This window comes from Pseudofrankia coriaricola (assembly GCF_032027725.1).
GTDB lineage: Bacteria > Actinomycetota > Actinomycetes > Frankiales > Frankiaceae > Pseudofrankia.
Genome location: NZ_JASNFO010000061.1, coordinates 1 through 22566, shown reverse-complemented (window position 1 = coordinate 22566; position 22566 = coordinate 1). Strand labels below are relative to the sequence as shown.

General features: G+C 72.4%; 11 protein-coding genes. 5 read left to right on the top strand and 6 right to left on the bottom strand.

Going from position 1 to position 22566, the window contains the following annotated elements:
- Positions 1-71: 71 nt before the first annotated feature.
- Positions 72-449 carry a metal-sensing transcriptional repressor gene (locus tag QOZ89_RS29500; RefSeq protein WP_083420082.1) on the top strand — a complete coding sequence of 126 codons (378 nt, stop codon included), beginning with the start codon at positions 72-74 and terminating at the stop codon, positions 447-449.
- Positions 450-489: 40 nt separating this feature from the next.
- On the opposite strand, the gene QOZ89_RS29495 is transcribed toward QOZ89_RS29500, so the two are convergent.
- From QOZ89_RS29495 to QOZ89_RS29485, 3 genes are all read right to left on the bottom strand, one after another.
- Positions 490-3333, bottom strand: coding sequence for a WD40 repeat domain-containing serine/threonine protein kinase (locus tag QOZ89_RS29495; RefSeq protein ID WP_312626768.1), 2844 nt, complete (start codon positions 3331-3333; stop codon positions 490-492).
- 448 nt (positions 3334-3781) lie between these two features.
- Positions 3782-4423 carry a response regulator gene (locus QOZ89_RS29490; protein ID WP_071054284.1) on the bottom strand — a complete coding sequence of 214 codons (642 nt, stop codon included), beginning with the start codon at positions 4421-4423 and terminating at the stop codon, positions 3782-3784.
- 361 nt (positions 4424-4784) lie between these two features.
- Positions 4785-9038, bottom strand: a complete 4254-nt coding sequence (locus tag QOZ89_RS29485; protein ID WP_083420084.1) for a HAMP domain-containing protein — start codon at positions 9036-9038, stop codon at positions 4785-4787.
- A gap of 114 nt (positions 9039-9152) precedes the next feature.
- On the opposite strand from QOZ89_RS29485, the gene QOZ89_RS29480 reads away from it, so the two are divergent.
- Positions 9153-11543, top strand: a complete 2391-nt coding sequence (locus QOZ89_RS29480; protein WP_312626764.1) for a SpoIIE family protein phosphatase — start codon at positions 9153-9155, stop codon at positions 11541-11543.
- Between the two features lie 635 nt (positions 11544-12178).
- Entirely contained in the window at positions 12179-12715 is a 537-nt protein-coding gene (locus QOZ89_RS29475) for an ATP-binding protein (RefSeq protein ID WP_397428861.1), read from the top strand.
- Positions 12716-12792: 77 nt separating this feature from the next.
- Here QOZ89_RS29475 and QOZ89_RS29470 read toward each other — a convergent pair whose 3' ends face one another.
- A complete protein-coding gene (locus QOZ89_RS29470; protein WP_071054288.1) occupies positions 12793-15132 on the bottom strand; it encodes an MMPL family transporter in 2340 nt (779 codons plus the stop codon).
- 182 nt (positions 15133-15314) lie between these two features.
- Between QOZ89_RS29470 and QOZ89_RS29465 the strand changes: the two genes are divergently transcribed.
- Positions 15315-16115 carry a TetR/AcrR family transcriptional regulator gene (locus QOZ89_RS29465; protein WP_071054290.1) on the top strand — a complete coding sequence of 267 codons (801 nt, stop codon included), beginning with the start codon at positions 15315-15317 and terminating at the stop codon, positions 16113-16115.
- A gap of 58 nt (positions 16116-16173) precedes the next feature.
- Here the strand turns inward: QOZ89_RS29465 and QOZ89_RS29460 are convergent, their stop codons facing one another.
- Both QOZ89_RS29460 and QOZ89_RS29455 read right to left on the bottom strand, forming a co-directional pair.
- Positions 16174-17244, bottom strand: a complete 1071-nt coding sequence (locus QOZ89_RS29460; protein WP_071054292.1) for a glycosyltransferase family protein — start codon at positions 17242-17244, stop codon at positions 16174-16176.
- Between the two features lie 785 nt (positions 17245-18029).
- Positions 18030-19736 (bottom strand): GGDEF domain-containing protein, encoded by a 1707-nt coding sequence (locus QOZ89_RS29455; protein WP_071054294.1) that lies wholly within the window; start codon positions 19734-19736, stop codon positions 18030-18032.
- Between the two features lie 550 nt (positions 19737-20286).
- On the opposite strand from QOZ89_RS29455, the gene QOZ89_RS29450 reads away from it, so the two are divergent.
- The gene (locus QOZ89_RS29450) at positions 20287-22527 is read left to right on the top strand and encodes an MMPL family transporter (protein WP_071054296.1); all 2241 of its coding nucleotides are present in this window, start codon (positions 20287-20289) and stop codon (positions 22525-22527) included.
- The last annotated feature ends 39 nt before the right edge of the window (positions 22528-22566 follow it).

Below are 22566 nucleotides of genomic sequence, written 5' to 3'. Positions count from 1 at the left end.
GCCCCACGGCGGCGAGCCGGCTGGGTACCCTTGGGGAGTACCTGGTGGGCTAGGGACGGGGCGTGGCAGCCATGTCGACGAAGCCGCGGGCAGGCGACGGGCCCGACGTGAGCGGCGACGAGGACGGGACCCAGGACCCGGTCGCCGAGGCGGTGCCGTCACACGGCCAGCACGGCTACAGTGCGCACCGCGATGACTACCTCGCTCGGCTGCGCCGGATCGAGGGCCAGGTCCGTGGTCTGCAGCGCATGGTCGACGAGGACAAGTACTGCATCGACATCCTGACGCAGGTCTCCGCCGCCACCCGCGCCCTGCAGTCCGTCGCGATCGGCCTGTTGGAGGACCACCTCGGCCACTGCGTCGCGGACGCCGTCGCCACCGGCGGCCCGGTCGCCGACGAGAAACTGCGCGAGGCGAGCGCCGCCATCGCCCGCCTCGTCCGCTCCTGACCTTGCCCGCTCCCGCCCCTCGCCTGTCCTCCCCCGCGGGCTACGGGCAGGGGGCCTCGTAGGTGCGGCCAGGGGCGGCGCGCAGCCATTCGGCCTGGGTGAGGCGAGTGCCGACGCGGGCGCAGACCTGCTCCGCGGCGACCGCCGGGTCGAGCTCCCACACCCGCGCCGAGCCGGCGCCGGCGGCGGCCAGCACCCAGCCGCGGCCGGACGAGCTGAGGGCCAGCGCGCCCGGCGTCCCGTCCACGCGCAGGGTCCCGCCGACCTTCGGGCGCGTCGGCGACGTCATGTCCCAGACCGAGATCTCACCGTCGGCACCGCCGGTCAGAAGCGTCCGCCCGTCCAGGCTGAAGACCAGTCCGGCGACGCCGGCGGGGCGGGCGCCGAACGTGGCTACCGGCCGTGGCCGCCGGCCGCCCGAAAGCTGGTAGAGCTGGACCTTGCCGCCGTCCGACGCCGTGGACGCGGCGACGCCGGCGGAGCGCCGGTCGAGCGGGGTGGTGGCGACGGCGAGCAGGGAGTCATCCGGGCTGAACCGGACCTGACTCGCCTTGGCCCAGACGTAGAACTCGGCGTACGGGCGAGGCTGGGCCCGCTCCGGGAGATCCCAGATCCGCAGGAAGCCGACGGCCCCGACCGCGAGGGTCCGGCCGTCCGGCGCGAGCGCGACCGACAGCGCCGGGCCCGCGACCCTGACGGCGGCGAGCTGGCGGGGGTGGGCGTGGTCGGCGACGTCCCAGAGCCGCACGGCGCCATCCGCCTCGGCGGTGGCCAGCGTGCGGCCGTCGGCGGAGAAGGCGATGTCGTTGACCGTCGCCGCGGCGCCGCGCAGCGCCGCGAGCTGGACGGGGCGGGCCGGGTCGGTGAGGTCCCACAGCCTGACCAGCCGGTCGGCCCCGCCGGTGGCCATCACCCGCCGGTTGCCGGCGTCCGCCGGCGCGGCGGTGACCGCCATGACCGCGCCCGTCTTCGCGAGGAGCGTGGCACCGCGGTGAACCGTGCTCGGGTCGCGCAGGTCCCAGACGCCAACGCCGGTGTCACCCGCCTGCAGGAGGGTGGCGCCGTCCGCGCTGAGCGCGACGTCATGGACAGCGCCGCCCGCCTGCCCGGTCTCGCGCACCGCGGCGTCGACCAGCACCTTCGCGGCCTGCGGCGTCTCGGAGATCCGGTATGCGGCCACGGCGAGCTGGCCGGCGAAATCCGGGCGCGCGGGGAGGAGCTGACCCGCCTCGGCCGCCAGCCGCCGCGACGTCGCGGCGTCCCGGGCCGCGTGCGCCCGGTCAAGGATGGCGATCACGCCGACGACCACCACGGCGACCATGATGGCGCCGGTTAGCACGCTCGCCGGCGTCACCAGCGCCCGCGGCCGGCGGGCGGCCGCCCGGAGCCAGCGGCTACCGCCCCCGCCCCGCGCTGGCTCGGTGTCCGGCGCCGGCGGCGAGGCCGACTCGTCGTCGGCGCCCTGGGCGGCGGAGGGCAACGGGACGATGGCGGACTCGCCGGGAGCGTCATCCGATCGCGTCGGCTCGGCGGACGGCTCGCTGTCCCCCGTCAGCTTCGTCCCGCCCTTTGGGGCGGACGCCGCTGGCGCGGATGCACCGGCGTCCTCGTCGGGCGCCGGTGGGCCGTCCTCGTCAGGCACCTCGTCGTCGGGCACCTCGTCGTCGGGCACCACCACCGGGGCGTCCGGAACCGTTGCGGCGCCTTCCGGAAGGTCGACCGCGCTCAATGCCTCAGCCGTCGCGACGGGCTCGGCTGTCTCCTCGGGCGAGGCTGTCTCCTCGGGCGAGGCTGCCGTAGCCGTCGCGGACCCGGGCGGCGCGGACGTGGCTGGTGCTGACGTGGCATCGTCCGCCGTCGGCTCGGCAGGCGTCGGCTCCGCAGGCTTCGGCTCCGCAGGCGTCGGCTCGTCCGCCACGGCTGGCTCATCGACCGCCGCCGGCTCGTCCACCGCGGTCGGCTCGTCCACCGCCACCGGCTCGTCCGCTGGACGGGTGTCGTCGTTCTCCAGCCGCGGCGCGACGTCCTCGAAGAGGTCCTCGAGCCCGGCTGCCGCCGCGAACTGGCCGGCCGTGGCACGGGCGAGGGGGGCCGGGGGCGCGGGGACAGGCGCGGTGGCCGGTGTGGGCAGGTTGGCCAGCTCGAGCAGGCGGTCGGCGAGGTCGCGCGCGCTGATCCGGCGGTCCGGGTTCTTGCGCATCACGTCGGCCAGCAGCGCCGCGAGCGGCGCCGGCACGCCCGCGAGGTCGGGCTCGGTGTAGACGACCCGTTGCAACAGCGCGCGCGGCGCGCCCTCGCCGAACGGCGGCCGGCCGGTGGCCGCGTAGATGATCAGCGCACCACAGGCGAACACGTCGGCGGCGGCTGTCAGCGAATGGCCCAGGGCCAGCTCCGGTGCCATGAACGCGGGCGCGCCGAAGGTCGCCATCGCCGGGCCGCGGCGCGTCCCCTTGCCGAGGCGGCCGGCGGCCCGGGCGACGCCGAAGTCGATGAACCGGGGCCCGCCGGCGGCGAGCACGACCCGCGCCGGCTTGAGGTCGCCTAGCACCAGGTCCTGGTGATGCAGCTCGGCGAGCCCGGTGGCCATCGCCGCTCCCAGCCGCCCGACCGCGGCCGCGGACAACGGGCCGCCGGAGGCGACCATCGCGCCGAGGGTCGGAGCGTCGAGGAACTCCGTCACGACGTACGGCGTCGGCCCGTCCACGTCGACGCCCAGGACCTCGGCCAGGCAGGCCGGCGCGGTGTCTCGCGCACGCAGCGCCTCGACGCGCAGCTGCCCCAGGAACGCCCGGTCACAGGCCAGGTCGGGAGCGATGATCTTCACGGCCGAGCGGCTTCCGTCGCCCGCGCGGCACAGGTGCACCACCCCGGTGCCGCTGGTCACGAGGACCCGCTCCACGAAGTACGGACCAATCCGCGTCGGGTGTTCCGCGCGGCCGCCGCGGCTCCGGCGCGCGGGTGTCGGGCGCTCACCGGCCACGCACAGACCTCCAGGAAACGCCGACCAGCCAGGGGACGACGCGGTCTCGCCGAACGACATCCAGCCGCCTGGTTACCCCAGCGGATACCGCTGGCCCGCCGGCAACCGCGACGACCCGGCCGTCCTTGAAAGCCGGACTCGGAGGTGTCATCGAGTTTGCCGTTCGGTACGTCTGTCCAGGTCGGATGCTATCCGCGTGCCCGGGCGGCCCGATGACGAGCCGGAATGCCCGGACAGCGCAGATGCGGACGCGCGGGCGTTTCGCCCGCGTTCCCCGACCGCCGCACGCCGCCACCCCGACCATCGACAACAAAGGGCCGGCCACCGACGACCGCCGATCACCCAGGCGACATCAGCCGGCGGGCGTTGACCGGGCGAACGGCCGCAGTCGTGCCACCAACCCGCGCACCTCCGCGCCCGCCGCCGCGATGATCTCTTCGGGAGAGGCGTCGCGCGCACCCTCCAGCAGCACATCGAGCGCGGTCAACCGCTCCGCGACCTCGGTCATCAGGTCGAAGTCGCGGACCCGCTGGTGGGCCAGCTCGCTGAGCCGCTCGTTCTTCTCGAACAACTCGACAAAGACACTGACCTTGGCCCGCAGCAGCCACGGGTCGAACGGCTTGGCGATGTAGTCGACGGCGCCGACGGCGTATCCCCGAAAGGCGTGATGCGGCTCACGGTCGATGGCGGTGAGAAAGATGATCGGCGTGTCCCTGGTCCGCCCACGCTGCTTGATCCGGTGGGCGGTCTCGAACCCGTCCATACCGGGCATCTGCACGTCCAGCAGGATCACCGCGAAGTCATCGACGAGCAGCCGTTTGAGCGCCTCCTCGCCGGAGGAGGCGGTTACGAGCTCCTGGTCCAGAGAGGCCAGGATCGCCTCCAGCGCCATGAGGTTGTCGGGCCGGTCGTCGACCAACAGGATCTTGCTCCGTGGCCGTTCCGCACTCGGCCCGTCTCCTGGGTCGACAGGACCGCCGGTCCGCTCGGTCACCCGCCTTCCTCCTCCTGTCGTGATGCGCCTCGGTCGCGCCGGTTCCGCGGGTCATGGGGCCCCAGACTCGTCCTCCATGCGCGCGCCGGCATACCAACCATCGCTGATAGCCCCCGAGCGGTCACCACCGCCCCCCGAAGAATCGCCTGTGAGCCGCGCCTACCGGCTTCCCAGGCAGGCGCCGGTCCCCGCCCAGCGAGGCACGCCGCCGCCCGGTGACGGCGCATCGGCGCGGCGCCAACTCAGCCACCTCCTCGACCCGGAATCAGCTCAGCCACCGCCATATACCTCGGCCCGGAACCACGTAGGGACGGCGCTGGCGCCCGACAGTTCTCATCTGTGACGGGCGCCCCGGCGCCCGCTAAAGATGAGAGCGCATGACGGAGAGGAGGCGGTCGAGGTCGACCGGCTTCGTGATGTAGTCGCTCGCGCCGGCCGAGATGCTCTTCTCACGGTCGCCTGGCATCGCCTTCGCGGTCAGCACCAGGATAGGCAGATCGACGAACGCCGGCATCGCCCGGATCACCGTGGTCGCCTCGTTGCCGTCCATGCCGGGCAGCATCACGTCCATCAGCACCAGCCTGACGGCCTCGTCGCTCTCCTGCTGCAACAGCTTGATTGCGTCACGCCCGTTGTCCGCGTACCGCACCCGCATGCCGAACATCTCCAGCGCGCTCGTCAGCGCGAAGACGTTACGAACGTCATCGTCGACGACCAGCACCGTGGTGCCCTGCAGCGGGTCGGCCTCGTCCGGGTCGACCTCGCGGCGCGGCCGCGAGGTCTCGGTGAGGAACGGCGTCCCGCCCGGCTCCGGTGTACCCAGCTCCCCACGCCCGGTGGCGACGCCCGTGCCGGCGCCGCCCACCGGCTCGCCGGCCGGGAGCGTCCGCATGGCCGGGAGGTCGGTCGCGTCCGGCTCGCCGCTCGGCAGCGCCGGCTGGGAGGGCGCGAGACGCGTCACCGAGGTGTCGGGGGCCCAGGCGTCGCCAGGGCCGACGGCCGGGTAGCCGGTGCCGGGCTGGCCGGGCGGGGTGAACGCGCCGTGGCCGTCGAGCCCGGGCTGGCCCCCGCTCGACGCGCCCTCGTCCCCGATGATGATCAGGACATCGTCCGGCTCGCCGGGCGTGAGCCCGTAGGGCACGTGATCCGTGGGCATCACCGACGGGACGTAGAGAGTGAAGGTGCTGCCCTGCCCGAACGCGCTGGACACCGCGATCGAGCCGCCGAGCAGCCGCGCGATCTCCTTGCTGATCGACAAGCCGAGCCCCGTGCCGCCGTAGCGCCGCGACGTCGTCCCGTCCGCCTGCTGGAACGCCTCGAAGATCATGCGGAGCTTGTCGGCGGCGATCCCGATGCCGGTGTCGGACACAGCGAACGACAGCACGGTCGGTGCCGAGCGCAGGCTCGGCACGATGAACGGCCCGTCGGACGAGGCCACCGTGACCTCCAGGCGGACCGTGCCGGCATCGGTGAACTTGACCGCGTTCGACAGCAGGTTGCGCAGCACCTGCTGGATGCGCTGCTCGTCGGTGACGAACTCCGCCGGCACGTCCGAGGCGACCGTCACCGCGAAGGTGAGCCCCTTCTGCGCGGCCAGCGGCCTGACCGCCTGCCCGATGCCGTCGCACAGCGCGTCCGTGCGCACCGTCGCCGCCTCGACGTCCATCTTCCCGGCCTCGACCTTCGACAGGTCGAGGATGTCGTTGATCAGCATGAGCAGCTCGGAGCCGGACGAGTGAATCGTCTTGGCGAACTCGATCTGCTGGAACGTGAGGTTGTCGTCCTGGTTGTCGGCCAGCAGCTTCGCCAGGATGAGCAGGCTGTTCAGCGGGGTGCGCAGCTCGTGGCTCATGTTGGCGAGGAACTCGGTCTTGTACTGCGACGACAGCGCGAGCTGCTCGGCCTTCTCCTCCAGGCCGATCCTGGCGAGCTCGATCTCGCGGTTCTTCACCTCGAGAAGCTGCGCCTTCTCCTCCAGCTCGGCGTTCGTGCGCTGCAGCTCGACCGACTGGGAACGCAGCTCCTGGGTGAGCCGCTGGGACTGTGCCAGCAGCTCCTCGGTCCTGGCGTTCGCCATGATCGTGTTGAGCACCACGCCGATCGTGTCGACGAGCTGCTCGACCAGGTTCAGGTGCAGGTCCGAGAACGGCGTGAAGCTCGCCAGCTCGATCACGCCGAGCACCTGGTTCTCGAACAGCACCGGCACCACGACCAGGTCGCACGGCGGCGCGCTGCCCAGGCCGCTGCGGATGGTGAGGTAGCCGGCCGGCACCTTCTCCACCCTGATCCGGTTCTTCTCGACGGCGGCCTGGCCGATCAGGCCCTCGCCGAACAGGAACGTGCCGTCCGAGCGGCGCCGCGGCACCGAGCCGTAGCCGGCGACGTAGCGCAGCTTGTCGCCCTCGATGAAGTCGAGCAGGTAGACGGTGCCCTGCTGGGCGTTCACCGCCGGGGTCATCTCGGAAATGATCATCTGGCAGACGGCGTACAGGTCGCGCTGGCCCTGCATCTTGCTGCCGATCCGAGCCAGGTTCGACTTCAGCCAGTCCTGCTGCGCGTTCACCTCGGTGGTCTCGCGCAGCCGGGTGATCATCTGGTTGATGTTGTCCTTGAGCTCGGCGACCTCACCCTCGGCCTCGACCGAGATCGTCCTGGTCAGGTCGCCGCGGGTCACGGCCGTCGACACGTCACCGATCGCGCGCAGCTGGATGGTGAGCGTCGAGGCGAGCTGGTTGACGCTGTCGGTCAGGTCGCGCCACACGCCGGCGACCCCGGCGACCGTCGCCTGGCCACCGAGCTCGCCCTCGACGCCGACCTCGCGGGCCACCCTGGTGACCTCGGCCGCGAACGAGGACAGCTGGTCAACCATGATGTTGACGGTGTCCTTGAGCTCGGCGATCTCGCCCTGCGCGTTGACGGTGATCTTCTGGGACAGGTCGCCCTTGGCGACCGCCGTCGTGACCAGGGCGATGCCGCGGACCTGGGTGGTCAGGTTGGCGGCCATGACGTTGACCGAGTCGGTCAGGTCCCGCCACACCCCGGAGACCCCGCGTACGTGCGCCTGCTCGCCCAGGTTGCCTTCGGTGCCCACCTCCTTGGCGACCCGGGTGACCTCGTCGGCGAAGGCCGAGAGCTGGTCGACCATCGTGTTCAGGGTTTCCTTGAGGTCGAGGATCTCACCCTGAGCGGTAACGGTGATCTTCTGTGAGAGGTCGCCGTTGGCGACGGCCTTCGCCACCAGGGCGATGTTGCGGACCTGGGCGGTCAGGTTGCCCGCCATCGAGTTCACCGACTCGGTCAGGTCCCGCCAGACCCCGGAGACCCCGCGCACGTGCGCCTGGCCGGCCAGGTTGCCCTCGGTGCCCACCTCCCAGGCGACCCTGGTCACCTCGTCGGCGAACGACGAGAGCTGGTCGACCATCGTGTTCAGCGTGTGCGCGAGCGCGGCCACCTCGCCGCGGGCGTCGACCTGGATCTGGCGGGTCAGGTCGCCGCGCTGGACCGCCGCCGCCATCTCGGCGATGCCGCGAACCTGGGTGGTCAGGTTGGCGGCCATGACGTTGACCGAGTCGGTCAGGTCTCGCCAGACGCCGGAGACGCCCTTGACCGTCGCCTGGCCGCCGAGCTTGCCCTCGGTGCCGACCTCCTTGGCGACCCGGGTGACCTCGTCGGCGAAGGCGGAGAGCTGGTCGACCATCGTGTTGACGGTGTGCTTGAGCTCGGCGATCTCGCCCTGAGCGTCGACGGTGATCTTCTGCGACAGGTCGCCGTTCGCCACCGCGGTGGTGACGTGGGCGATGCCGCGGACCTGGGCGGTCAGGTTGCCCGCCATCGAGTTCACCGACTCGGTCAGGTCCCGCCACACGCCGGAGACGCCCTTGACCTGCGCCTGGCCGGCCAGCTTGCCCTCGGTGCCCACCTCGCGGGCCACCCTCGTCACCTCATCGGCGAACGAGGACAGCTGGTCGACCATAGTGTTCACAGTCGTGCCGATGTGCAGGAACTCACCCCGCACCGGCTGGCCCGCGATCTCCAGCGGCATGTGCTGGGAGAGATCGCCCTCGGCTACCGCCGCGATGACCCGACCGACCTCGTGCGTCGGGCGGGCGAGGTCGTCGATCAGCGAGTTCACCGACCGGGTGAGGCTGCGCCAGCCGTCCCGGCCGCCGAGGTCGTCCATCCGCTGCGTCAGCCGGCCCTCGCGGCGGATGACATTGCTCACCCGCTCCAGCTCGCGGGCATGCCGCTCCTGGGTGGCGGCCAGCTCGTCGAACCGGCGGGCGACCTCGCCGGACAGCCCGTCCCGGAGGCCGAGGCGGACGCTGAAGTCGCCGTCACAGAGTCCGGACAGGCCGGCAAGCAGATCTGCCAGCAGGTCGTCCACGGCGGCCGAGGCGAGGTCGTGGCCCCCTCCTGGCCCATCCGGCGGCGCGCCGTCCAGAACGGCGGTCGCTGTCCCATGACCGCCGCCGTTCTGGCTCGACGATCCAGCACCCTCCGTGGTCCCCCCGTGGTCGGCCAATGCTGAGCGGGCCTTCGTGCTCGCCGACGAACCGGACAGGGCACCATCATCTTGGCGCGCGTCCGGCGCTTCGTGGTCACGATCGAGGCTCATCTGTCTCCTCGGGGTCTACGGCAGCACACCGGTGGTAGCTATTCGTCCCTCGGCAGGTCACACCCGGCGTCAGTATCCGCCTAGCCGGGGACATCACAGGAGAGACTGACCGACATGAGCGCCGTAGGGCTGGATGGACGGCTACCTCACCACACCATCACACTGCCGCCCGCAGCGGAGTCACCGCGCTCCGCCCGCAGGTTCCTGCTGTCCGCTCTTCGCGGAAGGATCGACGAGGACACCCTCGACTCGGCGTTGTTGCTGGTCACGGAACTTGTCACCAACGTGGTGGTCCATGCGGGCACGCCGGCGACGGTCGATGTCACGGCCATCTCGCCTGGGGAGCTGGCGGTCCGGGTGCACGATCTGCATCCGGTGCGCATCGGCTCCTCCCGGCGCGGCGCGGGCGACGGGCAGGCTGGTGGCCAGGAGGGTGGCCTCGGCGAGTCGGGCCTGGGCGGCCTGCGCGAGGACGGCCGAGGTCTCGCCCTCGTCGACGCGCTGGCCAGCAGCTGGGGCACTGAGCACGGCGCTGGAGGCAAAACCGTCTGGTTCCGTCTCATCGGCACCACCCGGACGGAATCATCGCCCGGCGAGCCAGCCACCGCCCCCTCCGAGCCGGCAGACAATGTGATTTCTCTCACATCTGCGCCCGCGGCGCGGTCGTCCCCCGCCGCGAGCACCACGCCGGCGCGGGTGGAGCGGTCCCCGGCCAGCCCGCTGGCCGGGCCGACACAGCCGACCGCGGTACCCACCGACCCGCCCGCCGACGGTTTTCTCCCTCGTCACAGCGAGCGAACCTGCCAGATCACGACCTCCCAGATCGGCTCCGCCGATCCGGCAGGGACCCCGTTCGTCGATCCGGCAGGGACCCCGGGCGCCTCGCCGTCGGCCGCCCCCGAACCGGCGCTGGAGCCCTACCCGCGGTCCCCTCGGATCATCTCCCGGTCGACCGCGCGTGCCCTCACGGCCGAGGGCGAGGTCGCCGAGCTGCTCGCCCAGCTCGTCGACGCCCAGCCGGTGACCGGCGGACTGGTTCACCGGCCGTCGCCAGACGACCCGGAGCCGGAGATCGTCGCCGCCCTCGGCAACACCGGCGAGCCCACCGACGCGTTGTCGTTCCCGCTCGACCCGACCCAGGACAGCCTCGGCGAGGTGCTGCTCTGGCCGGACCCCGCCCATCCGGGCCACGGCGGCCAGCCGGCGGCCGTCGACGCGGAGCGGGTCCGGCTCGTCGCGCGCTGGATGGCGCTCGCGCTGGGCGGCGGCGACATGCGCCAGGCCGAGGAGCGCCGGATCGGGATGCTGTCGTTCCTCGCCGAGGCCTCCGACCTGCTCGCCGGCAGCCTCGAGCTGGAGCACACGCTGTCCATGCTGGCCCACCTGCCGGTGCCGCGGATCGGCCGGTGGTGTGCCGTCTACCTGCGCCGCGACGACGGAAACCCGGTCCTCTCGGCGGTCGCGCACGCGGAGGAGGCCGCGGAGCCCGAGCTCACCGCGGCGGCCACCGACCCCGCCGGCCCCCTGCTGGCGGCCGTGCGCGGCGCCGGCACGACACCGGTGCGGCAGGTGACCACCCCGGACGGCCCGGTCCTCGTGGCCGTGCTGCGTGCCCGGCGCCGGGTGCTCGGCGTGGTCGCGATCGGGCGTGACCCTGGTGGCATGTTCGCGGCCGACGAGGCCGACCTGCTGGCCGACCTCGCCCGCCGGGCCGCGTTCGCGGTGGACAACGCCAAGCTCTACAGCCGGCAGGTGGAGCTCGCCGACGGCCTGCAGGCGGGGCTACGCCCGCCCGTGCTGCCCGAGATCCCCGGCCTCGACCTCGGCGCCGCCTACGGCGCCGCCCGCTCCGCCGGGCTGGACGTCGGCGGCGACTTCTTCGACCTGATGCCCGGGCCCGACGGCTGGACGGTCGCGATCGGCGACGTCTGCGGCAAGGGCGCCGAGGCGGCCACCGTCACCGGCGTCGCGCGGGCCGTCCTGCGGCTGCTCACCGGCCAGGCCACCCCGGTGGGAAAGATCCTCGTCGACCTGAACAGGACGCTGCGCGACACCGCGACGGCCTACCCCCACGGCCAGCCGAGGTTCTGCACCATGGCGACGGCGAGCCTCGCCGAGCCGTCGGAGAAGGGTGTTCGGCTCACGCTGCACCTGGCTGGCCATCCGCAACCGGTGCTGCTGGCCGGGGACGGCGGCGCGGCCTACGTGGGCGTGCCCGGGACGCTGCTGGGCGTGCTCGACGACGACGAGGTCGCGTTCCCGTCCACGGACGTGGAGCTGCACCCCGGCGACGCCCTGGTGCTCTATACGGACGGGGTGGTGGAGGCCCGGTCGGGCCGGGAGCTGCTCGGCGAGCAGCGGCTCCTGGAAGCGGTCGGCGGCTGCGCGGGGCTGTCCGCGCAGGGCGTCGCCGATCGGGTGCGTGCCGCGGCCGACCGGTTCGCGGGCGGCAACCTGCGCGACGACATCGCCATCGTCGTCCTCCGCGTGCCCAGCCAGCCTTGAGGCGGTCCCGCCGGGGTTCCTGCCGGATTGGCGGAGCTTGCGTAGCCAATCTGGCAGGGACCCCGGGTGCTGCGCTGAGGCGCTGTCACCGGCGGTCGCTGAGTGGCGCTGCGCCGATGATGTTGGCAGGCATGTCGTTCGCCGGGATGGCGGCGCCATCTGCGACCTGGAGTGGCATCACCCAGAGTGATGCGACTGTCCCGCCACGCGTCAGCGCGAGTTCGGGAGATGGACGACGTATCCGGCCCCATTCGGTGCGGCGTGTGTCCCGTCTGCCCCGGTTTGCCGTTCATCCTCGGGAACGAACAGCGACTCTCCGTGGTCAACAACGACGGGTGGTTGCGACAACGGGTAGTGGGGTAGGAGGCTGGCGGCAGCCCCCGGCAATGACCGACCGTCATTTCGGGGTGAGCCGACCCGGAGCGTGACCAAGGCTCGCCGACACCAGACCGGCGCTCCCGCGTTCCCGGGCCGCCGGCCGCGCGGGTGGACCGGCCGCGCGGGCTCCGGACGGCGAGGTGGCCGGAAAAATCGGTGTCTAACGAGGCTTCCGGACCGCTCCGGCTGGGTAGACCGTGTTGGATGTTCTCGTTCCGATTTGGTGGTCGATGAGCGCGATGCAGGGGTCCCCTTCGATGCCGCTCGCGGAACCGAAGGGGGAGGCGGTGCCGGTGAATGTGGTGCCGGTGAATGTGGTGCGCCGGGCGTCGTCGGGCACCCCACCCGCTACCCACATCCTCGCTGAGTTGCCCTACCTGCCTTCGGCCGTGCCGCACGCCCGCCAGGTGCTGCGTGAGTCACTGCGTGGCGCCGGCCTGGACGAGGACGCCACATCGGTCGCCGAGCTCCTCGTCAGCGAGCTGGTGACCAATGCCGTGAAGTACGGCCAGCCGCCCGTATGGCTGCTGGTAGAGCTGCGCCCAGGGCTGATCCACGCCTCGGTCTCCGACACCTCCACAGCGCTTCCCGAACGCCGCGCCGTCGACGACGACTCCGAGGGCGGCCGTGGCCTGCTCGTCCTCGACGCGCTCGCCGGCAGCTGGGGGGCCGTGACCGTCGGCTCCGGCAAGTACCTCTGGTTCGACCTGGCCGTCACCCCGGCCCACACCCCCGACGGCCACGCCTCGGCTCCCGTCCCGGCCGCCACCCCGCGGCCGACCCCGGCGGCCTGAGCCGGCCGCCGAGGCGCGAAGGACACCCGCGCCGGCGACCGATGGGCTGACAGCCGGCGCGGAGTCGGATGGCGAGGTCAGGGCGTGGTGGCGGAGGCGGCCGAGGAGGTCCGGCCTTCTGGCTCGCCGCCCGGGCGCGGGATGTTGGCCGGGACCGGGGCCGCCGCCGCGGCCGGAGCGAGGGCCGGGGTGGCCTCACCGGCCTCGCTGAGGCCGATACGGGCGTGGAGCCAGCGAAGCGGCGCGGGAGCCCACCAGTTGAGGTCGCCCGCGACCCGCATGAAGGCCGGGACGAGGACGCCGCGGACCAGGCTCGCGTCCAGCAGGATCGCCAGCGCCGTCCCCAGGCCGAACATCTGCATGAACCGCACCGAGCCGGTCGCGAACGCGGCGAAGGTGACGGCGAGCAGCACCGCGGCGGTCGTGACGATCCGGCCGGTGCGGGCGAGGCCGGTGGCGACGGCCTCGGCGTTGGGCCGGCCCGCGTCGTGCTGTTCCTTGATGCGGGACAGCAGGAAGACCTCGTAGTCCATCGACAGGCCGAACGCGATGCAGAACAGCAGCACTGGCATCGACGTGTCCAACGGGCCCGGCGTGAAGCCGAACAGGCCGGCGAGGTGCCCGTCCTGGAAGATCCAGACCGAGACGCCCAGGACGGCGCCGAGCACCAGCCCGTTGAGCACGATGGCCTTGAGCGGGAGAACCAGGCTTCCGGTGAACAGGAACAGGAGCACGAACGTCGCGAGCGCGATCAGACCGATGGCGAGCGGGAGCTTCGCGCTGATCGCGTGCTTGCCGTCGGTGAGATAGGCCGACTGGCCACCGACGAGGACCTCGGTGTCCGCCGGCACCGGCAGCGCGCGGGCCTCGCGGACCAGGTCCTGGCCGGCGGCGGACATCGGGTCGATCGACGGGACGACCCGCAGGTAGGCTCCGGCGTCTGCGGTGAAGCGGGCGGAGGCGGGGCCAGGTGGCTCGGTCCGCGCGCCGCCGCGGAACTCGCCCACGGCGCTGTCGACCCGGCCGACGCCCGGCAGCCTGGACAGCTCGGTGGCGTAGCCGGCGAGCGCGTCGGTCGTGGTGGGGCCGTTGACGACGACGTCGAGCGCGCCGCTGATGTTGGAGTCGAAGTCGTCCCGAAGGACGTCGCCGACGACCCGGCTCGGCGTGCCGCCGCTCAGCACCCGGTCGTCCGGCGTGCCGAAGCTGACGTGCAGGAGCGGAGCGGCGAGCAGCAGGAGCAGCGCGACCACCGGCAGGCCGGTGAGCAGCGGCCGGCGCATCACCTGGGTCGCGACGACGCGCCAGAACGGCGACTCGGTGGCCTCTCGCGGCGTGGCGCCGGCCGCCGCGGACGCCGCACTCTCCCGGGCGACGCGGCGACGCCGGATCAGGCCGACCAGGCCACCCACGCGCAGCGCGTTGACCCGTTCGCCGAGCAGCAGCAGGACGGCCGGCAGCGCCACCACGGCGGTGAGCATCGTGACCAGGGTGACGGCGATGCCCGCGTACGCCATCGACTTCAGGAAGAACGGTGGGAAGACGAGCATCACGGCGAGCGCGACGATGACGGTGGCGCCGCTGAACAGGATGGTGCGCCCGGCGGTACGCACGGTCGCGACCGTCGCGGCGCGCTTGTCCTTGCCGGTGGCGAGCTCCTCCCTGAAGCGACTCACCGTGAGCAGCGCGTAGTCGATGCCGAGGCCGAGCCCCAGCGACGTCGCCAGGTTGACCGCGAAGATCGAGACGTCGGTCGCCTCGGCGATCACGGACAGCGCGGCGAACCCGCCGAGGATCCCGATCAGGCCGACGCCCAGCGGGAGCAGCGCGGCGACGACACCGGCGAACGCGATGACCAGCAGGACGAGCGTGATCGGGATGGCGAACGACTCGGCGGTGGCGAGGTCGGTGCTCACGCTGCTGCCGATGTCCCTGTTCACGCCCGCCGGCCCGCCCGGTCGCACCGTGACCGGGCCGGCCGCGTCGGCCGCGTCCTCGTACTTCTTGACAAGGTCATCCGCGTGGTCGTCGTCGACCGTCGCGACGACCAGCGCCTCGCGGGAGTCGTCCGAGCGCAGCGACGGACCGGCACCCGTCCAGTAGGAGGCGGCGCCTCGCACGCCCGGCTCCTTGCCGAGCTCGGCGGTCAGCGACCGGCCGGCCGCGGCGACGGCTGGGTCGTCGACGGTCCCGGATCGCGCGGTGACCAGCAGGACCAGGTTGGGCGCGCCGCCGAACTGGGTGTCGACGATGTCGGCGGCACGGGACGAGTCGGACTTCGGGTCGTCGAAGCCGCCGGTCATCAGCTTGCCGAAGGCGCCGACGCCGAGCACGCCCGCCCCGACGACGAAGATCAACGTGATGGTCAGGACCAGGCGGGGCCGGCCGGTGACTGCCCCGGCGAGACGTGTGAACACCGTTGCCTCCTGAGAGCTATAGTCTCAAGAGAGAACAGTGTTCTCTGAAGAGAATGCTGTCAAGAGCAACCACCGCGCCCCGCCCCTCGGACCCCGAGGGCCGCTGGCACTGACCGGAATGCGACTCGCCGGCCAGGCACGACCGGTCGCGGCATCGGATCTCGGCTGGAAAGATGACCCGGATGACTCCACTGGCACCGCGTCGCGAGCGACAGCGCGCGGCGACGATCGCGGAGATCAAGCAGGCTGCCCGCGACCAGGTCGCGCTGGGCGGGGTCGCGGCGATCTCGCTGCGCGGCGTGGCCAGGGCGATGGGAATGACCCCGTCGGCGCTGTATCGGTACTTCGACAGCCACGACGTCCTGATCACCGAGCTGTGCGCGGACGCGTTCGGCTCGCTCGCGGACACGCTCGAGGCGGCCTTCGACGCCGCCGTCGACGAGCCGGACCAGGCCAGGCGCTGGCTGCTGCTGGCCAGGGCATACCGCCACTGGGCGCATGAGAACGAGCCCGCGTACGCGCTGCTGTTCGGGCCGCGCACGCTGGAGCTGGACAAGTCCGGGCGGTGCGGCGCCGAGATGCACCGCGCCACCGGCGTGCTGTTCCGCTGCATGATCGAGCAGATGGGCGGCGGTGCGGTCGACCCGTCCCACCTCGACGAGCAGCTCAAGCCGGAACTGCGGGCGCGGCTGGTCGACTGGGGGGTGGACGAGGGCGCCCCGATCTCCGCGGCGGGCCTGGCCGGCTGCCTGATCGTCTGGACCCAGCTGCACGGCTTCCTGTCGCTGGAGCTGTTCGGCCACCTGCCGCCGACACTCGGCCAGTTCGACGACCTGTTCGACCAGCAGATGCTGGACGTCATCGTCCGCATCGGCTACCGGCACCCGATCGACATCGCGACCACCGCCGCTCCCTCGCCCGCCGACTGGCTCGCCGGGAGCGCGGCGCCCACCGGCGCGCCCAGCGCCCATCCCGCTCGGTAACCGATCGCGGGAGGGGCGAGGGCAGAAGGCACGGTCACGTGCCCGGCGGGCCGGGCCGTCAGGCGGAAGTACGCATCTTGTGGCTGAGCGCGTCCAGCGCCGCGTGCCGCGCGGCCATGATCTCGGGCATCCGCGCCTGGTAGGCGGGCGAGCTCGCCAGCGGCGGGTAGAAACCGAGGCGCGGGACGAAGTCGACCTGGTCGTAGCCCGGTGGCCGGTGCAGCGCGTACTGCCGGCCCGGGAACAGCAGGTCGTACTCGTCCGCGATCTCGCAGACCGTCACGCGCGGATCGACCCGGCGGCGTTGGAAGTATGCCTCCAGCACGTCGACGGTGAAACTGATCTCATGGAACTGCTTGACCAGGTCGTGATAGTGCTGGCCGACCTGGTATTTGATCGGCAGTTCCACCTGGGCGCATTCCTCGGGGGCCAGCAGGTCCATGGCCAGGACCTTCACCGACGTCTCGACGCCGTAGCCCCGCGAGAACGCCAGCGCGGCAAAGACATCCGCGTCGAGGACGAACTCACCGATCAGGGGCTGGTACGTCCCGGTGATCGCCGGGACGTAGCCTGAGAGCTGCTTCGAGTAGAGCGACCGCAGCATCTCCGTGGTACGCCCACCCGGCTGGCCGCCGCCGGTGAGCCGGGGCGAGCTGCCGTTGACGAACATCAGGCCCTCGTCGGCGGTGGCCGCGGCCGCGAGCCGGCCGACCGTGGCCGTGTCGTAGTTCTCCAGGTCGGAGTCGTGGAAGATCAGCCGGCTGCCGAAGGCGAGGTAGGCCAGGCTGCGCATGGCCCCGGCCTTGCCGCCCAGCGACGGGGCCTCCGCGCCCGCGTGCGCCGCCAGCACGCTCTCGCCGCGCACCGCCCAGCTGGCACCAGCCTCCTCGGCGATCTCCATCAGGCCGTGCTCGTCGCCGTCCGAGGTCGGATCGACGATCACGCCTATCTCGTCGAGGACATGCCGGTCCCGCATCCATCGATCCCGAAGCTGCGCGATCATGTTTCCCAAAGTTTTCGCGGACTCCGGCCCTCTGGCCGGAATCAGCAGGCTCAGCGTGATTCCCCTCGCGAGCCTGTCTTCCTCGATCGCGTCGAGGTCGAGGGTGGTGGGATCGAGCGTTTGCACGGACGCCCCTCTCTGGTGACCTTGTCTGGTGTGGACATCCCCTCCACCCGGCCATGGGTGTTGTCGCGCCCGCCGCCTGGAGCGTCGTCGGCGCGGGGTGTCGGCCACCACGTGCGAGTCGCGCCGAACCCGCACCACCCCGCTCCAGCGCGCGCGTCGCGACAGCGAAGGAGCTCGCCCGGGCACCGCGCCCGGCCCGGCTCCGCCCGTCGGCCGGAACACTTCCTCTCTATCCGTACGGTCTCTCTATCCGTACGGTCGCTCTCCCGGGCCGCCCAGCGGCGGCACGGGCACCGAACAGCGACCCGCCAATCTGCCTGACAACGTGGTCCGTCGCGTCCGTCCTCGCCGCGGCGAGGGCAGACCGGCGGCGGCCCGCACGGGGCGGGCGATATCGGAAAGGTCCTCCTGGCCAAAGTATCCGCTTCCGGCCATTCCTCCCACCCGGGCGCGGGGCGGGGCGTTAGCTCCCTCACACCGGAGCCCCGGGTGACGGTCATGGTCGGTGGCGACATCGTCACCCTGACGCATCTTGGCCTCATGACAATGGGCGGGGCCGCACCCGAGTTTTCAGCGTCCGGTAGGGACTACCCGCAGTCGGCCGGTTCGATGCGCGTGACGCCGACTCGACGCTTACTCGCCACCTGACGTCTTTCCGACACCCCGGCGTCACCCGGACCGCCCACCATGCCCGATGGCCGCGCCGTAGATTCGGGGCCCGGCCACGCACCATAGGCCTTCGAACCGCCGTGCCCGGCGCATGAGCCACAAAATGCCCTATGGCATCAATACGAGCCAAACGCTCGCAGCCGGGTATGGGCGCGAATGCGCTCGCACTCGACGCAGTCGGCGACGGCGACGCGGTCGCGGCCGGCGGACTTCGCGGCGTAGAGGGCCCGGTCCGCGCGGTCGACCAGCTCCGCCGGGCTCGCGGGCGCCGCGGCGACCGCGGCCGCGCCGACCGAGACGGTCACCGTCAGCTGGACTCCGTCCGCGATGACGACCGGCGTCGCCGCGACCGTCGCGCGCAGCAGCTCCCCAAGTGCACGCAGGTCGTCCTGGCCGACTCCGGTGGCGAGCAGCGCGAACTCCTCGCCGCCGTAGCGAGCCACAACGTCCCGGGACTGGGCCACGGCGCGCAGCCGGAGCGCCACCTCGGCCAGCGCGCGGTCCCCGGCGGGGTGGCCGTACCGGTCGTTGATCGACTTGAAGTGGTCGATGTCGACCAGGAACAGCGCGAGCGCCCAGCCGCGCGGTGCGGCCCTCGCCGTAGCCAGCGCCAGCCGGGTTTCCAGGAAGCGCCGTGTGCACAGGCCGGTCAGCACATCGGTGTTGGCCAGCCGGCGCTGCTGGACCTCCGCGTACCGCATCCGGATCATGATCAGTCCGGTCGCCACGGCCATGGCCAGTGCGCTGACCAGCTCGGTGCACGAGTCTGCCCGCCCGCGCCGCAGGACCAGGGTGAGGGGCCCGGCCAGGCCGGCGAGATAGAGCGCCCAGAGCCGCAGGCGGCCGAGCCCGGCGGGACGGTGCGCGGGCTCGGCGATACTGGCCATCGTGGGGTGCAGCGCGGCGGCGCCGAGGGCGAGGCTCCCGGCAAGCCAGACCGCGTCCAGCCCACCGCCCACCGAATAGCCGTCGCCGAGCTGTCGCAGCGCGTAACCGGCGTCCGCGGCGAGGCTCAGGAACAGACTCGCGGCGAGCAGGCTGAACGCCGGCGGGCGGCTGCCGGTGCCCAGCACCAGCCGGACACCGATCGCGAACAGGATGAGGTCGGCGATCGGGCACGCGACCCACATGACGGCGATCGCCGTGGACAGTTCGCCATCGAGTCGCGGCTTGATCAGGTTCAGGTAGGACAGCGTCGCCGCGCCGGTGGCGGCCAGCAGCCCGTCGAGCAGGCCCGGCAGGTCCCCGCCGGGCGCGCGCAGGCGGACGATCGGCAGCAGGCCGGCGACCAGCACCGGGTAGTGGGCCAGGTAGAGCACGTCCCTGACGGCCAGGAACGTCGGCGAGGCGTACAGGTAATGATCGACGCAGAAGGCGACGCCCGCGCCGGCGTAGACCAGCTGCGAGATCCCGATGAGCAGCCAGGGCGACCAGTGCGCCGGGCGGAACCGCAGGAGCCCGAAGAACACCGCGCCGGCGGCCGACGCGGTGGTGGCGCTGTAGACGGCAAGCCGCGCGACCAGCCAGCCGTGGGACGCGGAGCCCGCCCAGTGCCCGGCGACGTAACAACTGGCGACCACCACCGCGCCGACAGCCACGTAGCCCAGCCAGAGCCGGCCCGCCCACGGGTACGAGAGCGCGGTCGCCCGCTCGGCGGCCGGGACGGGCGAGCGGGCGAGGCTCACCGCGACGCGGCCCGCGGACGCAAGCCGGGCGGGCCCCACCGGGCTCGGCGGCGAGCCGCCGGGCGCGCCGAACTCCGGCGCGGACAGGCGGGCCGGCGACGGCGAGCCGGCCTGGCAAAGATCGTTAGCCGATGCCATGCGCAGCCTTTCGCCAGAGGGCCCAGGGACGCGCCGCGCGTCGGGGCGGCCGCCTCACGTCGGGACACGGGCCGCGGGCACCGCCGAGACGACGTCCACGGCGAAGGAGACGTATCGCGCCCGCGATCTTGGCCGTGCCGGCACCCGCGACGGCGCCAGCACACGGTTCGCATACATACCGGTATGAACTGTTTGCCGCTGGGAGCCGGCCTACCGTGACTTCCAACGCAACAGTATCGAGTCGTCGCTCTTCGTATAGATCATGCCATGGAACATGTGCCTTACTTGTCCAGAATTTGTTCCTCTCGGTTGCGGGGCGCAGTCGCCCTACCAACAGCCCAGGAACCCCGCACAGGGCACACGCTTATGCGACAGATCTACCCAATGGTGCTGAACGCAACCTTTGGTCACATACGGCCGCCGGTTCGTCAGATGTCCGCCGGTCTGCCAGTCGCGCGCGCGACTGCCCGCGGATGACCACGGATGTCACAGTCCCCGGGCCCGGCTCGTCATGTCGGGGACCGCGACCCCGAGGGGAACGAGGAAAACGATGTCCGGGTTCTTGCACCGGTTGGGCGGGGCCTGCGCCGCCCATCCCTGGCGGGTGATCGGCGCCTGGGTCGCCGCGCTGGTACTGACGTTTGGGCTGGCGAGCGTGTTCGGCGGTACGCCGCAGGACAACTACGACACCCCGGGCCTTCCGTCCCAGGTGGCGACCGACCTACTGCGCAGCGGATTCCCCGAAGTCGCGGGCGCCGACGCGCGCATCGTGCTGCACGACCGCGACAGCCGGCTCGACGACGCCGTCATCGCCGCCGTCTCCAGAAACCTCGCCGGCGTCGAGCACGTCGACCTGGTCACCCCGCCCCGGCTGTCCGCCGACGGCGACACGGCGCTCATCACCGCCTACTACGACCGGCCGGTCACCGACGTCGGCGGCAAGAAGGCACTCCACGACCTGGTCGCGGCCGTGGCCGGTCCCACCCGGACCGCGGGCGTGACCACCGAGATCGGCGGCCAGGTCGCGGAGAACATCCAGAAGGTCAACGGCGCGGCCGAGGCGATCGGCATCGCCGCCGCCCTGGTCATCCTGCTGCTCGCGTTCGGCTCGGTCGTCGCCGCGGGCGTACCACTGGCCGTCGCCCTGATCGGGCTCGGCGTCGGCTCCTCCGGCGTCACGCTGATCGCGGCGGCGACCCAGGTCAGCACCATCGCCCCGACCCTCGGCACGATGGTGGGCCTCGGCGTCGGCATCGACTACGCCCTGCTGCTCGTCACCCGGCACGTCGAGGGCCTGCGCGCCGGCCTGCCGGTGCGGGAGGCGGCGGCCAGGGCCACGGCGACGTCCGGGACCTCGGTGCTGTTCGCCGGCGCCACGGTGGTGTTGGCACTGATGGGCCTGCGACTCGTCGAGCTCAAGACCTATTCCACGACCGGCTTCACCACGGCCGTGGTCGTCGTCGCCGTCGTCGCGACGTCACTCACGCTGGTGCCGGCCCTGTGCGGCCTGACCGGTTACCGGCTGCTCGGCCGGAAGACCCGCCGGGCCCTGACGGCTACCGCGGCGGCGGCCGCCGCCGGGACCGGCCCGGGCGGCGAGACCGGCATGACCGGCCCCGCCCCAATGGCCGGCCAGCCAGCCAGGCAACCGCTCACCGCGCGCTGGGCCGCCCGGGTCGGCCGCCGGCCGTTGCCCTGGGCGCTGGGCGCGCTCGGACTGCTGCTCGCCCTGGCGGCCCCGGTGCTCGACATGCGGACCTGGCCGCAGGACGCCGGCAGCCAGTCGACGTCGCTCACGCAGCGGCGCGCCTACGACCTGATCGCGGCTGAGTTCGGCCCGGGGGCCAACGGTCCGCTGCTGATCGCCGCGGACCTGCGCACGCTGCCGAGGGCCGAGCTCGACCCGCTGGCCGAGAGGATCCGCTCGACTCCCGACGTCGCCGACGTGGCCGCGCCGATCTTCTCCGCGGACGGGTCGACGGCGCTTCTCGTCGCCGAGCCGGCTGTCGGCCCGAGCGACCCGAAGGCCGCCGCGCTGGTCCGCCACCTGCGGGCCGACGTGCTGCCCGGCGGCGCCGAGATCACCGGTTGGACGGCCTCGTTCACAGATATCTCCGCCCTGCTCGCCGACCAGCTGTGGGAGGTCGTCGGCTTCGTCGTCGGCGTCTCGGTGCTGCTCCTGCTGGTGGTGTTCCGCTCGCCGCTGGTTGCGGTGAAGGCCGCGGTGATGAACATGCTGTCGATTGCCGCGGCCTACGGCGTCATCGTCGCCGTCTTCCAGTGGGGCTGGGGCGCTGAGGCCCTTGGCCTGCCGCACGCGGTGCCGATGTCGAGCTGGCTGCCGCTACTGATGTTCGCGGTGCTCTTCGGGCTGAGCATGGACTACGAGGTGTTTCTGCTCTCCCGGATCCGGGAGGACTGGCTGGCCACCGGCGACGCGCGCGGCAGCGTCACGCGGGGCCTCGCCAGGACCGGCCGGGTCATCACCAGCGCCGGCCTCATCATGATCGCCGTCTTCGCCGGCTTCGCGCTGGACCCGGACGTGACCGTCAAGATGCTCGGCCTTGGCATGGCGGTCGCCGTCCTGGTCGACATGACCGTCATCCGGATGGTGCTGGTGCCGGCGACCATGGCCCTGCTCGGCCGCGCCAACTGGTGGCTGCCCCGCTGGCTCGACCGGATCCTGCCGCACCTCGACCTGCACGGCGGTGGGGCGGCGGCGGCGTCGACTGTGGCGCTGCCCTCGCCGCGCGCCGAACCGTCCGACGAAGAGCGGGCAGCCATCAGCTGACCACGGTCCCACCCGACAAACGGCTGGCCCGTTGCGAGG

Coding starts and splice junctions, on each gene's coding strand:
- QOZ89_RS29455 (WP_071054294.1), bottom strand. CDS start 19,736: ATGGCATCGGCTAACGATCTTTGCCAGGCCGGCTCGCCGTCGCCGGCC.
- QOZ89_RS29500 (WP_083420082.1), top strand. CDS start 72: ATGTCGACGAAGCCGCGGGCAGGCGACGGGCCCGACGTGAGCGGCGAC.
- QOZ89_RS29485 (WP_083420084.1), bottom strand. CDS start 9,038: ATGAGCCTCGATCGTGACCACGAAGCGCCGGACGCGCGCCAAGATGAT.
- QOZ89_RS29475 (WP_397428861.1), top strand. CDS start 12,179: ATGCCGCTCGCGGAACCGAAGGGGGAGGCGGTGCCGGTGAATGTGGTG.
- QOZ89_RS29450 (WP_071054296.1), top strand. CDS start 20,287: ATGTCCGGGTTCTTGCACCGGTTGGGCGGGGCCTGCGCCGCCCATCCC.
- QOZ89_RS29480 (WP_312626764.1), top strand. CDS start 9,153: ATGAGCGCCGTAGGGCTGGATGGACGGCTACCTCACCACACCATCACA.
- QOZ89_RS29465 (WP_071054290.1), top strand. CDS start 15,315: ATGACTCCACTGGCACCGCGTCGCGAGCGACAGCGCGCGGCGACGATC.